This is a genomic window from Bacillus velezensis, assembly GCF_001461825.1.
GTDB lineage: Bacteria > Bacillota > Bacilli > Bacillales > Bacillaceae > Bacillus > Bacillus velezensis.
The window spans coordinates 392,832-406,144 of sequence record NZ_LLZC01000018.1; the positions used below are offsets into that span (position 1 = coordinate 392,832).

Consider the following 13,313-nt stretch of genomic DNA (forward strand, 5'->3'; position numbering starts at 1 on the left):
CGTGATCGCTGCCGGTCAGCCCGCATTTGACGCTGTATCCTTTTGCAAATGTCCCGCCATCCATAAAAGCCCCGCGCCTATTAAAAAGAGAAAGGCGGTGACGTAGAAAGCAGCCGAAATGGAAAAACCGCTCGAGACCGCACCTCCGAGCAGAGGGCCGAGCACATTTCCGAGAAAACGAAAGCTGACGTTATAGCCGAGCACCTCTCCCTGGATGCTGCCCGGCGCCCTGACGCGGATTGCGGCCGTAATGCAGGGGAGCGTGCCGCCCATGACCATGCCGAACAGAAATCTGAAGACTAAAAGAATGGAGAGGGAGGAGGCGAGCGCCTGCGGAATGAAAAACACCGCTGAGGCAATCAAAAGCACGATTAAGATCCGGCTGTGGCCGAAGCGGTCGCCGAAGTCCCCCCATTTCCGGGCAAGCAATAAGCTTCCGAGTCCGGTCGCTGAAAACGCCATTCCGGAGAAAAAAGCTAAATTAACAGGTCCGTGCAGCTCATTGACATATAAAGCGAGCAGCGGCTGAATGCTGAAATTGCCGGTCTGCACGATCATAGTAAGCACCATCATCGCCCAAAGCGCGGGCTGGTGAAAAATATAGGAGAGCACCTGTTTTCTGGAATAGGTTTTCCGCTTGTTTTGTTTCTCGCCGAGCGGCTGCTCATTCACCTGAAATAAAACGAGAAGCACAGATGCGAAAATGACAAAGGACGTAATAAAAAATGTGTACGTAAACCCGAAGCTGTCAGCGAGCAGCCCGCCCAGCATCGGTCCGAATAAAGTTCCTGACACCTGACCCATCTGCAGCGTGCCGAGCGTCTTCCCGGCAGTCTCTTTCGGCGTCTGCGCCGAAATCATGGCAAGCGATGTCGGAACAAAGCCTGTTACTAGACCCATAAGCAGCCGCAGGACAAACAGCTGATAAACGGATGTCACAAACCCCATCAATAAAATGCTGATGGCAATGCCGGTTCCTGTAATCAAGAGAATTTTTTTGTAGCCGCGCTTATCGCCGAATCTTCCCCAAAACGGGGAAATCACAAATGCCATTAAAAACGTGACGCCGAACACATACCCGCTCCATCTCTGCACATACCCGCCCGAATGGGGGCTGATCGTTTCGATATATAACGAAAGAAACGGAACAATCATGGTCATGCTGGCGGAAATAAAGAAATTTGTAATCCAAATGACGACGAAGTTCTTCTTACGGACAGAAATAACATCACCTTCTTTACTTTTCGTGTATCTAATCATTAGTATATAGGAATGAATCCGGTATTTGTATTTTCGATGCGGATATAGGAAAATTCATTATTTTTAGAAAATGAAGAAAGTTTCAGAGGGGAAACTGATATACTATCATAAAATATCATTTTTGATCGGAGGAAAGGCAGGTGTAAAAAAGTGGATCAGCGCAGTCTGCTCATTATTGATTTTGAATTTACGATGCCTGACGGAAAATACAGCCCGCAAAATTTCTTTCCCGAGATTATTGAAGCGGGGATTGTCAAGACGGTGAATGATGAAGTGACTGAAACGTTTTCGAGTTATATCAAACCGAAAAAATTTCCGAAGCTGACGAAACGATGCAAAACCTTTCTGAACATCACCCAAAAAGACGTGGACGGCGGAATCACGTTTAATGAATTCATCCGCAAATTAAATGAGCTTGATCCTGATAAAAACTGCACGATCGTCACCTGGGGCAATATGGATATGAAAGTGTTAAAGCAAAATTGCATGTTTAACCATATCCCTTTTCCGTTCAAAGGAGAACTTCGGGATCTGTCCCTTGAATACAAAAACTTCTTCGGCGACAGAACATTGACCGGCCTTTGGAAAGCGGCAGAAGAGTATGGCGATAAAGGGACGGGCACGCATCATAAAGCGCTGGATGATGCGCGGACGACATACAAATTATTCAAGCTTGTCGAGCGGGATAAACAATATCTTGAAAAACCGAAACCTCCGACGATCGGTGATCGCGTCGATCTGACTGAACTGTTTCGCCGGGCCACATAAAAAAACCCAATCATGCCGACTGGGTCAAGTTCTTTTAAAATAGTCACGCTCTAACGCGGCCAAGTTGGCGAGCGAACGTTCCGCCCATTCTGAGCCGTCCGCTGTAAGCTGATCTTTCAGCCGGGCAGACGCCGCTTGTAAGGAAGCCGTATAATCAGGCACCTCGCCATCAAACGGTTTGACCATCTGATGCGGTATGTTTGTCTGTTCCCCGAATGCAAGCGCTCTTCTTTCATGAAAAAACGGAACATCCGCCTGCTTCGGATGATGAAGATCTCCTTGAGCGGGATGCGTCAGAACGGCTTTAATTTTCACTAAATAGTGATTGGGCCTGATGTCTGTCACTTCCCCTATGTATGCTCCTGTTTTATAAAACCCTTTTACGATTGTGCCGATTTCAAACGTATTCATAGCGTTCACCTCTCTCTAGTTATTCTATAAAAGATCAACGCGGTTGGCTAGTGAACAGCTGCCGGAAGCCTGACTGAGGCCGTTGTGCCCGAGTGCTCGCCGCTGGTGAAACAGACGGAGCCTTCATGATGCTGAATAATCGAGAATGTCACGGTAAGCCCGAGCCCGGTGCCGTTCGTTTTCAGCGTATAATACGGCTTGCCGAGTTTCTGCAGTTCTTCATCGGACATGCCGATTCCGTTATCCGTAATCTGAATGAGAATCATCTCTTCCTGTTTTTGGACGGAGACCTCGATTCGGCCGTTTTCAGAGGGCACGGCTTCAATACTGTTTTTAATCAGATTAATGAAGGCCTGTTTCAGTTTTTTTACATCGCCGAACACATATAAATCAGGCTCGCTTCGAACCGTAACGGTCACCGATTTAAAATGGGCATAAGACTCCATTAAGGAACCTGTTTCCTTTACGAGCAGAGAAATATCAAACTTTTCTTTTTCATAGTCATCCTGCTTCGCCATATCGAGATAATTCGTAATGATCGTCTGAGCCCGGTCGAGTTCGGACAGCACAAGTTTCTGATATCCGGAGTGGGATTTGTCCTGAAGCTGCTCGCCGCTGAACAGCAGCTGCACAAAACCTCTGACGACCGTAAGCGGATTGCGGACTTCATGGGCGACGCTTGCCGCAAGCTCGCTGACGACGGCCATTTTTTCTGAGTGAATCAGCCTTGCCCGCATGGACGCATTCTCATCAATGATCTCAATCAAATAAATGCACAGCAAAAGGGCGCTGACTTGAAAAAAAACAGATACTGCCGCCTCATAATAAACGGAAGGTAGATTTTGAAAATTGAAAATATTGGTCGCGGAATAGATGAAGACAGATGCGGTTAATAAGGCGGTTTCAGTGCAGCCGATGAGAAGAGCGAAAAGCAGTTTCTTCCGCTTTGAAAAAAAAGGCCATTTCGTTTGGAGCTGGATAGGGATGATGATTAAAAAAGGAATTAAGGATAAGAAAAAAAGAGCGGAAGGTTCAAACCATATGAGCTGAAAAAAAACGGATGCCGCCCCTGCGGCAAGTCCTGCGGCGGTACCGGAATAAAGCAGGCAGACGATAATGGGAATCAGCTGCAAACCGTAACGGACGGAATGAAGCTCCTGGATGGGAAAAGCCGTACATAATAAGGAAGATGACGCTGCAAATACGGCGACCAGCAGGCGGTTCGCTCTCGGCACAAGCAAATCGGGCTTGCTGAGCCAGAAGACTTGATAAAGAAAAATAGGGAATAAAATAAAAGAGAAGTGAAGCAGGTAATCCTTTACAATCTCCATTTATGCGAAATCCTTTCCTATGTAAATATGAATCTATTATAACATCTTTACCGGAAAAAAAAGTATATATTTCTCTAAAGCGAACGCCCTTATCTCATCTGATAAAGGCGTTCTTTCCGCTGCTAAGCGAGCGCTGCTTTCATTCTCTCAAGCCCTTCTTTTACGGCGGCGGCTGAACAGCCGACATTAAGTCTCATAAATCCTTCGCCGCCCGGTCCGTATTTTGTTCCCGGCTCTAATATGATTTTCCCTTTTTTGAGCATTCTTTCTTTGAGCTCGGCATCCGAAAATCCGTACTCGCTGAAATCCATCCAGATCAAATAGGAAGCGTCAGGCTTCATCATACGGACTTTCGGCAATTCTTGTCTTAAAAAGTCCTCAGCCAATTTCATATTCCCTTCAATGTAAGGAATCAGCGCGTCAAGCCAAGGGCCTCCCTTTGTATAGGCCGCTTCGATTGCTGCAACCGCAAATGTGTTGAGGCTGGAAATCCCGTTCTGATGCAATGCGGCGGAGAATTTCGCCCGCTTATACCGATCGGGAATGATAATGGCGGATGCCTGAATGCCGGCAATATTAAACGTCTTGCTCGGCGCGACACAAGTAACGGAAATCCGCGCAAACTCCTCAGACAGAGCAGCGAAAGGCGTATGCGGCTTTCCGTACAGCATCAAGTCGGAATGTATCTCGTCAGAAACGACGGTGACGTTATGGGCGGCGCACAGCGATCCGAGCTTCATAAGCTCATCCCGGCTCCACGCTCTGCCGGACGGATTGTGGGGGTTACAAAGAATCATCAGCTTGACCTCAGAATCGTTCAGCTTTTTCTCAAGATCCTCAAAATCCATACAGTAGACGCCATTTTCTTCCCGTAATGGGTTATGTAAAACCTGCCGTTTGTTTTCCTTGATCATCTGATAAAAAGGCGTATACACCGGTGATTGAATCAACACCGGATCGCCCGGTTCGGTAAAGGCTTGTACGGCCATGCTGATTGCCGTGACAACACCGGGACTGAACGCGATGCTTGCGGGATCGGGCCGGTAGCCGTGCCGCGTCTCAAGCCATGAAGCGACGGCTTCTCTTGTGTTTTCGTCAGGAGACGTATAACCGAATATGCCGTGGTCAAGGCGGGCTTTTAAGGCGTCAGTGACCGCTTCGGGAGCGCGGAAATCCATATCGGCAACCCACATCGGAAGCGCATCCGATACGCCGAATAACGCTTCCGCCTTGTCCCATTTCACCGATTGTGTGCCAAGACGGTTTTCTCGAAGATCAAAGTTCATGTATGTCACTCCTGTAGTATCATTATTTTGCACAGCGTATCTATGATAAAATAGAATTGCAAACTTTATTATAAGCGGTGATGAAAATGGAAGAAAGCCAAGCGGTCATGGAAATGATGAAAATCATTGCCAAGTGGGACCCGTTTAAATATGGAGAAGATTTTTATGAGACAGAAGCCGTCGACATCGTTCAGGCCGTCTACAGTGAAGACCGTGCCGACAAGCTGGCAGCAGCCATTCAGGATATCTTTGAAGCTTCATTTGAGCAAAAGCTTCCGATCGAAGGCTGCCAAAAGGCCGCCGAGCAGCTTCTGTCCATAAAAGAAAGCAGCTCCTGCACCCCTTAAAAACCGGCGGTTCCGCCGGTTTTTTTATTGAATAAATTCAAAAATCCGCTCCGAAACAAACTCCGGGCGCTCTTCGGGTACGAGGTGCCCCGTATCCTTCAGTGAATACAGAATGGAATCCGGCAGGTCGTCATGAAGCCGTTTTCCGACTGAGACCGGAACGACCCGGTCTTCTTCTCCCCAGATTAAAAGAGCGGGGTTTTGCACTTTCTTCAAATCCTCGGGCTCTAAATCGCCCTCCCTGTGTCTGATAAACCTTGTCATCGCTTTGAAAATCTGGCGGTCTGTAAATGGTTTTTCGTAACCGTCAATCATTTCCTGATCGATAAGCGTCCGGTCGTGAACGACATTTAACAGGTTGTTCAGCACGCCGTCTTTTGAAAGCCAATACTTAAGATACAGGTCAAAACAAGGGAGATGCGTCCCGAATATAATCGACGGGTGCGAGCGCTTTAAATACCCCGAGCTGCACAGCAGGACGATTTTAGAAAAAAGCTCGGGTCTGAGAAGAGACGCGGATAAGGAAATCTGGCCGCCCATTGAATGGCCGATGAGTGCGGCCCGGCTGATACCGAGCTTTTCCAGAAGTCCGATCAGAAGCTTGGCGAGGTTTGCGTAAGTATATACGAAAGTCCGTGACTTTTCCGATTGCCCGAAAGGAGGCAGGTCAACGGCGATAATATCATAATGGTTTCTGAGCAGCGGGATCAGTTTTCTGAAGCTGAATGCCGAAGATAAAAAACCGTGTACGCAGACGAGTGTCTGTCTGCCGGGATTTTCATAATGCTCGTAATACAGCTCAACTCCGTCTATCGCGGCCCGTTTAATCGGTGAAACAGCTTCCATGAGAGCCTTCGCCGTCCTTTCTTTGTTGTAATGTAAAGGCTTTTTTAATTGTCAGATTTTAGCTTTGGTTTCTTTCGGGTTTTTCTTAGCATTTGTCGAAAATCGTGATATAATGTCATGAAGATTTTTGATAATGCAAAGGTGTGAAACGTATGAAGCTGACTGAAAAAGAAACAGAAATATTAGAAATTTTAGACGAAAACAGCCGCGTTGATGCGGAAACGATTGCGAAAATGGCAAACATTCCCGCTGAAGAAGTCAAAAGCATCATTGAAAAGCTTGAAAAGGAAAAAGTCATCATTGATTATGCGGCGATGATCGACTGGCGCAAAGTCGACGGTTTGGAAGGCGTCACGGCGATGATTGACGTAAAAGTCACTCCGAAACGAAATGTCGGCTTTGATGAAGTCGCTGAGCGGATATACAGATTCCAGGAAGTTGAATCAGTGTACCTGATGTCAGGGGTGTATGACTTATCTGTCGTTATTCGCGGCAACACGATGTCAGACGTGGCAAGCTTCGTGTCTGAAAAATTGTCCACCCTTGAGTCTGTCGTTTCCACGACAACGCACTTCATCCTGAAAAAATATAAGCATGACGGCAAAGTCTTTGAAAGCGGAGACGATGACAAAAGAATCGTGGTGTCTCCGTAAATGGAAACGAAGACTTCTTATTTATCTGACTACGTGCAGCAGATTAAACCGTCAGGCATCCGCAAATTCTTTGATCTGGCCGCTACGATGGAAGGCGTCATTTCACTGGGAGTGGGAGAGCCTGACTTTGTGACGGCCTGGAACGTGAGGGAAGCGAGTATTCTTTCTTTAGAACAGGGTTATACGGCTTATACGGCAAATGCGGGTCTTTATGAACTGAGAGAAGAAATCAGCCGCTACTTAGATCAGCGGTTCGGCCTGAGCTATTCGCCTGACAGTGAACTGATCGTTACTGTAGGGGCAAGCCAGGCGCTTGATCTCGCTGTCCGCGCCATTATGAATCCCGGGGAGGAAATGTTAATTCCCGAACCGTGTTTTGTCGCATATGAATCACTCGTGACCCTGACGGGGGCGAAGCCGGTGCCGATTCAGACTGTCGCTGCAAAAGGTTTCAAAGCATCCCCAGCCGATTTTGAAGCAGCCCTGACGGACAAAACAAAAGCGCTGCTTCTATGCTCGCCGTCAAATCCGACAGGTTCTGTCTATTCGAAAGAAGAGCTTGAATCCATCGCTGCTTTCGCTGAAAAACACGACTTGATCGTGCTTGCCGATGAAATTTATGCCGAGCTGACGTATGATGAGCCATTCACGAGCATGGGGGCCATCCGCGGCATGAAGGAACGCACGGTTCTCATTTCCGGCTTCTCCAAAGCATTTGCCATGACGGGATGGAGACTCGGGTTTACGGCGGCGCCTCCAGTGATCAGGGATGCGATGCTCAAAATTCATCAGCACGCGATGATGTGCGCGCCTTCCATGGCTCAGTACGCGGCACTTGAAGGGCTGAAAAACGGCCAGGAAGACGTCGAAAGAATGAAGAAAAGCTATCGGAGACGCCGAAACCTGATTGTGGAGACATTGAACGAAATCGGACTCGGCTGCCACCACCCCGGCGGAGCATTTTACGCCTTTCCTTCCATTCAGTCGACTGGCATGAGTTCAGAAGAATTCGCGGAACAGCTGCTCATTGAGGAAAAAGTAGCCGTCGTTCCGGGGAATGTATTCGGCCCGAGCGGCGAAGGCTACATCAGATGTTCCTATGCGACATCCATTGAGCAGATTCAGGAAGCGCTCGTCAGAATCAAACGGTTTGTTGAAAAAAGGGCATAAAAAAAGATACGAACCCGGTTCGCATCCAAATAAAAGGGGGGAATACTAGAAAGCCTTCGTAATCATAGTATACCCCCATTTTTCTGTGCTTAAACATGATCATGTGAAAAAGTTCTCTTTGCGAAAAACAAACTTGTATGATATAATTTTAAATTGCGTATAATCTGTATTTAATTTAACTTAGGAGTTGTTATGAATGGCAGCAAAATTTGAAGTGGGCAGTGTTTACACTGGTAAAGTAACAGGATTACAAGCGTATGGTGCGTTTGTTGCATTAGATGAAGAAACTCAAGGACTTGTTCACATTTCTGAAGTCACTCACGGTTTCGTAAAAGACATTAACGAACACCTTTCTATCGGTGACGAAGTACAAGTAAAAGTACTTGCGGTTGACGAAGAAAAAGGCAAAATCAGCCTTTCTATCCGTGCGACTCAAGCGGCGCCTGAAAGAAAAGAAAGCAAACCAAGAAAACCGAAAGCGGCTCAAGCTTCTGAAGAAACATCTGCTCCGCAAGGTTTCAACACATTGAAAGATAAGCTTGAAGAGTGGATTGAACAGTCCAACCGCAAAGACCTTATCAAAAAATAATCATCAAAAAAAGCACCGGATATGTATGTTCGGTGCTTTTTTTATGTTTATCTGACTTCCGGATTTGCCGCTTCCTCGCGGGATGTTTCTTCGTTCGGCTTAAACAGCAGGCCGAGATTGATCAGACCGGCGATGCCGACAAGACCGTAAATAATCCGCGACAGAGCTGATCCTTGGCCGCCGAAGATTGCTGCTACTAAATCAAATTGGAAAAATCCGATCAGTCCCCAGTTAATAGCGCCGATAATCGTTAATACGAGACAGATACGCTGAATAACACTCATGTAAACAACCTCCTCTATGAATTCGTGAAACAGTTATAGATTGTGACAAAGCAAAGAATCTATGCATACTACATTCTCCGCCGTGTAAATCACACACTGTCTCAAGCTGTACAAGTGCCTTTCCCGGGAAGCCGCTGTCTGTAAACCGTGTGATGTGCCGTCAAAAAAGCGGATTGCTTTACATTGAATGTCATCTTTCTGCATAATATAAATCCAAAGGAGGAGATGTCATGCAAAACTTTACATATTGGAATCCGACCAAATTGATTTTCGGAAAGGGAGAGGTCGAAAAACTTCCTGAAGAAATCAAGCCGTACGGAAAGAACGTACTGCTCGTATACGGGGGCGGCAGCATTAAGCGCAGCGGTCTTTATGATCAAGTAACCGAACTGCTGAAAAAAGCAGGAGTTACCGTACATGAATTGGCAGGCGTAGAGCCGAATCCGCGTGTCTCAACGGTGAACAAAGGTGTTGCGCTCTGTAAAGAAAACAGCATCGATTTCTTATTGGCCGTCGGCGGCGGAAGTGTCATTGACTGCACGAAAGCCATCGCGGCGGGCGCTAAATATGACGGCGACGCGTGGGATATCGTCACGAAAAAACACCAGCCGAAAGAAGCGCTGCCGTTCGGAACAGTGCTGACACTTGCGGCAACCGGTTCAGAGATGAACTCCGGATCAGTCATCACAAACTGGGAGACACAAGAGAAATACGGGTGGGGGAGCCCGCTCGTTTACCCTAAATTCTCTATTCTCGATCCGGTAAACACATTTACCGTTCCGAAAGACCACACCATTTACGGCATGGTCGATATGATGAGCCATGTGTTTGAACAATATTTCCACCACACGTCAAACACGCCGTATCAGGACCGGATGTGTGAATCGCTTCTGCGCACGGTGATTGAAACAGCGCCGAAGCTGATCAATGATCTGGAGAACTACGAGCTTCGTGAGACGATTTTATATACAGGCACGATCGCATTAAACGGAATGCTGTCAATGGGCGCAAGAGGGGATTGGGCCACACACAACATCGAGCATGCGGTATCAGCGGTTTACGATATACCGCACGCCGGAGGTTTAGCGATTCTGTTCCCGAACTGGATGAGACATGTGCTCAAAGAAAATCCGGTCCGCTTTAAACAGCTTGCCGTCCGTGTCTTCGATATTGACGAGACAGGCAAATCAGATGAAGAGATCGCACTTGAAGGAATCAGCAAGCTGTCTGATTTCTGGACGAGCCTCGGCGCTCCGAACAGACTCGCTGATTATGATATTTCTGATGAGAAGCTGGATACGATTGCAGATAAAGCGATGGCAAACGGAGCATTCGGACAGTTCAAGTCACTGCAGAAAGAAGACGTGCTTGCGATACTGAAAGCATCATTGTAATAACATAAAGGGGGCGGCCGGATTGGCAGCTCCTTTTTTTCTGTGTTATAGTAATTCCCTTACGATTTTTTTGGAGGTCATGATAAATGGAGAACTTTACGTACTACAATCCGACGAAACTGATTTTCGGAAAAGGTCAAATCGACCAATTGAAAAAAGAGCTGAAGCAATACGGGAAAAACGTGCTGCTTGTTTACGGAGGCGGCAGCATTAAGCGAAACGGCCTGTATGACCAAGTAACAGGCATCTTAAAAGAAGAAGGCGCAACCGTTCATGAGCTTGCGGGCGTTGAACCGAACCCGCGTCTGGAAACGGTAAATAAAGGAATTGAGCTGTGCAGACAGCATGAGATTGATTTCCTTCTCGCAGTCGGCGGCGGAAGTGTCATCGACTGTACAAAAGCGATTGCGGCCGGTGCGAAATATGACGGCGACGCATGGGACATTTACAGCAAAAAAGTAACGGCGCAGGACGCACTCCCGTTCGGCACGGTGCTGACGCTTGCGGCGACAGGCTCTGAAATGAACCCTGATTCCGTTATCACAAATTGGGAAACAAACGAAAAATTCGTATGGGGCAGCAATGTCACTCATCCGCGTTTCTCCATTTTAGATCCTGAGAATACTTTCAGCGTTCCGGAAAACCAAACCGTATACGGCATGGTGGATATGATGAGCCACGTATTTGAACAATACTTCCACAATGTTGAAAACACGCCGCTTCAGGACAGAATGTGTTTTGCGGTCCTTCAGACGGTAATTGAAACAGCACCGAAACTTTTGGAAGACCTTGAGAACTATAAGCACCGTGAAACGATTTTATACGCGGGTACGATCGCATTAAACGGCACGCTGCAAATGGGCTATTTCGGCGATTGGGCTTCCCATACGATGGAGCACGCCGTATCAGCGGTGTATGACATCCCTCACGCGGGAGGACTTGCGATTCTGTTCCCGAACTGGATGAGATACACGCTGGATACAAATGTAGACCGTTTTAAAAACCTGATGCTCAACATGTTTGACATTGATACTGAAGGCAAAACGGATAAAGAAATTGCGCTTGAAGGGATCGATAAATTGTCCGCGTTCTGGACAAGCCTCGGCGCACCGTCCCGCCTTGCGGATTATGACATCGGTGAAGACAAGCTTGAGCTGATCGCAGACATCGCCGCAAAAGAAATGGAATACGGCGGATTCGGCAATTTCCAAAAACTGAACAAAGATGACGTACTTGCCATCTTAAAGGCGTCTCTGTAAGATACATTCCCGGCCGGGGTGAAGATGAAATAGATTTTCAAGCTGCAGATGTAATCACATGCTGCGGATTTGACTCCCTGTTTCTGTACATTTAGCAGAAAAGGATTAATTAACTTTGCGATTGCCGATCATCTATTTACACAAAATCTAAATCATGAAGAGCCTTGCTATACTTCGAATTTAAAAAAGGGGCGCTGATTCAATCAGCGCTCCTTTTATGCATTTTGTGTACTAAGGTCCCGCTGAGCCCCCATATAGCTTCCCATTAAGTTTTGATAACCGGGAAGATGACTGGAGATTAATGCGCCAAAACCTTCAACATCGTTGCGCCAATCACGCTGAAGCTCGCATGCTACGCTGAACCAGTTCATAAGCTGCGCGCCGCCATGAGCCATACGGGTTAGTGATGCATCTGCTACTTGCTTATTAAACGTCCCCGAAGCATCTGTCACAACAAACACTTCGTAGCCTGCTTTAATGGCAGAAAGCGCAGGAAAAGCAACGCAGACGTCTGTAACTACACCTGCGATAATCAGCTGTTTTTTGCCAGTCGCTTCAATGGCTTTAACAAAGTCTTCATTGTCCCATGCATTTATTTGTCCGGGACGGGCTATTTTTGGCGCATCAGGAAAGAGATCAACGAGTTCTTGCATGAGCGGTCCGTTGGGTCCGTTTTCAAAGCTGGTTGTTAAAATAACCGGTAAATCAAAGAATTTAGCCGTATCACCGAGAGCCAATACATTGTTCTTAAATTCATCAACGCCATAGTCACGCACGAGACCGGAAATAAGGCCGGTTTGATGGTCAACTAAAAGCACGGCAGCATCATCTTTTGAAAGACGGGAATAAAGATCAGACATTTTATAATCCTCCTTGAATTAAGGCAAGTAAGTTTGTGAATTGAAAACGGTAAATCTATTCATATGCTGTATAGATAGAAAGTTATTTCTGAGGTGACTTTTCGTGAGGGTGATGATCCTTCAATTAATCTGGAACGGGAACCGGAGCATGATCAATCCAATGGATGAACTGTTGTAAATAGCGTTGAAGATAACATTTCGTTTGTTCATCCGTAAGTATGTTTTGAGCGGAATCAATTTTCTCATGGACTTGCGAAATCAGCATTTTTTGAAATGGCAAAACATTGACTTGCATAGCTTCGAGTACTTCTCTCATTTGCGTTTGACCAAAGGCAGTGCCGAACCCTCCGGGGGTTGCTCCGATTAAGCCAACCGGTTTTCTGTTTAAAACAGAAGAGGTCCGCGGTCTCGATGCCCAGTCCAATGCGTTTTTTAACACCCCAGGGATTCCGGAATTGTACTCTGGACTTACAATGATGATGCCGTCAACGTCTTGTATATCAGCTCTAAAGGATGTTACGGAGTCTGGTGCTCCGGCAATTTCTAAATCTTCGTTAAAAAAAGGAAGACTGTCTATTTCAACCCAGCGAAATTGAGCCGCATTATCTAAGTCAATCAATGATTGAGCAATTGCTCGATTATACGAGTTTTTTCGTAAACTTCCGCAAATAAGACCAATGGTTTTAGTCATAAAATCACCTCCCGGTTTAAAATCACTTTCATCTTAACACGATACCCCAAATATAGACACTATTTTTAAAAATGGACATTTATGCCTTAATATGTCTTCGTGGCAGCCTCTCAAGAGGAGTGCTATATAAAAAGAACCGGCCCATCGGGATTGGCGATGGATGT

The 13,313-nt window shown here is 46.6% G+C and carries 15 protein-coding genes; 7 read left to right on the plus strand and 8 right to left on the minus strand.

The window, feature by feature from the left end; genetic code table 11:
- Nucleotides 1-15: 15 nt before the first annotated feature.
- The gene (locus AR442_RS10635; protein WP_014418752.1) at nt 16-1,260 is read right to left on the minus strand and encodes a multidrug efflux MFS transporter; all 1,245 of its coding nucleotides are present in this window, start codon (nt 1,258-1,260) and stop codon (nt 16-18) included.
- A 150-nt stretch (nt 1,261-1,410) separates the two neighbouring features.
- Here AR442_RS10635 and kapD point away from each other — a divergent pair, with 150 nt between their 5' ends.
- On the plus strand, nt 1,411-2,028 hold the full coding sequence (gene kapD / locus AR442_RS10640) for a 3'-5' exonuclease KapD (RefSeq protein WP_003152084.1): 618 nt from the start codon (nt 1,411-1,413) through the stop codon (nt 2,026-2,028).
- A gap of 24 nt (nt 2,029-2,052) precedes the next feature.
- Here kapD and kapB read toward each other — a convergent pair whose 3' ends face one another.
- The 3 genes from kapB to AR442_RS10655 form a co-directional block, all read right to left on the minus strand.
- A complete protein-coding gene (gene kapB / locus AR442_RS10645) occupies nt 2,053-2,439 on the minus strand; it encodes a kinase-associated lipoprotein KapB (protein WP_014418751.1) in 387 nt (128 codons plus the stop codon).
- 47 nt (nt 2,440-2,486) lie between these two features.
- Nucleotides 2,487-3,770 (minus strand): sensor histidine kinase, encoded by a 1,284-nt coding sequence (locus tag AR442_RS10650; protein WP_014418750.1) that lies wholly within the window; start codon nt 3,768-3,770, stop codon nt 2,487-2,489.
- Nucleotides 3,771-3,892: 122 nt separating this feature from the next.
- The gene (locus AR442_RS10655; protein ID WP_014418749.1) at nt 3,893-5,056 is read right to left on the minus strand and encodes a MalY/PatB family protein; all 1,164 of its coding nucleotides are present in this window, start codon (nt 5,054-5,056) and stop codon (nt 3,893-3,895) included.
- Between the two features lie 86 nt (nt 5,057-5,142).
- Here AR442_RS10655 and AR442_RS10660 point away from each other — a divergent pair, with 86 nt between their 5' ends.
- A complete protein-coding gene (locus AR442_RS10660) occupies nt 5,143-5,403 on the plus strand; it encodes a DUF1871 family protein (protein WP_014418748.1) in 261 nt (86 codons plus the stop codon).
- Between the two features lie 24 nt (nt 5,404-5,427).
- Here the strand turns inward: AR442_RS10660 and AR442_RS10665 are convergent, their stop codons facing one another.
- Complete coding sequence (locus AR442_RS10665) at nt 5,428-6,249, minus strand: alpha/beta fold hydrolase (RefSeq protein WP_007408654.1); 822 nt, start codon at nt 6,247-6,249, stop codon at nt 5,428-5,430.
- A gap of 152 nt (nt 6,250-6,401) precedes the next feature.
- On the opposite strand from AR442_RS10665, the gene AR442_RS10670 reads away from it, so the two are divergent.
- From AR442_RS10670 to yugI, 3 genes are all read left to right on the plus strand, one after another.
- A complete protein-coding gene (locus AR442_RS10670; RefSeq protein WP_003152098.1) occupies nt 6,402-6,902 on the plus strand; it encodes an Lrp/AsnC family transcriptional regulator in 501 nt (166 codons plus the stop codon).
- Complete coding sequence (locus tag AR442_RS10675; RefSeq protein ID WP_029973792.1) at nt 6,903-8,072, plus strand: aminotransferase; 1,170 nt, start codon at nt 6,903-6,905, stop codon at nt 8,070-8,072.
- A 196-nt stretch (nt 8,073-8,268) separates the two neighbouring features.
- On the plus strand, nt 8,269-8,661 hold the full coding sequence (yugI, locus tag AR442_RS10680; RefSeq protein WP_007408653.1) for a S1 domain-containing post-transcriptional regulator GSP13: 393 nt from the start codon (nt 8,269-8,271) through the stop codon (nt 8,659-8,661).
- 47 nt (nt 8,662-8,708) lie between these two features.
- On the opposite strand, the gene AR442_RS10685 is transcribed toward yugI, so the two are convergent.
- Entirely contained in the window at nt 8,709-8,945 is a 237-nt protein-coding gene (locus AR442_RS10685; RefSeq protein ID WP_003152104.1) for a DUF378 domain-containing protein, read from the minus strand.
- Between the two features lie 230 nt (nt 8,946-9,175).
- Between AR442_RS10685 and AR442_RS10690 the strand changes: the two genes are divergently transcribed.
- Entirely contained in the window at nt 9,176-10,339 is a 1,164-nt protein-coding gene (locus tag AR442_RS10690) for an iron-containing alcohol dehydrogenase (protein WP_017419408.1), read from the plus strand.
- An 86-nt stretch (nt 10,340-10,425) separates the two neighbouring features.
- Nucleotides 10,426-11,598, plus strand: a complete 1,173-nt coding sequence (locus AR442_RS10695) for an iron-containing alcohol dehydrogenase (protein WP_003152109.1) — start codon at nt 10,426-10,428, stop codon at nt 11,596-11,598.
- Between the two features lie 215 nt (nt 11,599-11,813).
- Here AR442_RS10695 and ycaC read toward each other — a convergent pair whose 3' ends face one another.
- Both ycaC and AR442_RS10705 read right to left on the minus strand, forming a co-directional pair.
- Nucleotides 11,814-12,458 carry an isochorismate family cysteine hydrolase YcaC gene (ycaC, locus tag AR442_RS10700; RefSeq protein ID WP_014418745.1) on the minus strand — a complete coding sequence of 215 codons (645 nt, stop codon included), beginning with the start codon at nt 12,456-12,458 and terminating at the stop codon, nt 11,814-11,816.
- Nucleotides 12,459-12,582: 124 nt separating this feature from the next.
- Entirely contained in the window at nt 12,583-13,149 is a 567-nt protein-coding gene (locus AR442_RS10705) for an NADPH-dependent FMN reductase (RefSeq protein ID WP_053285190.1), read from the minus strand.
- Between the last annotated feature and the right edge of the window lie 164 nt (nt 13,150-13,313).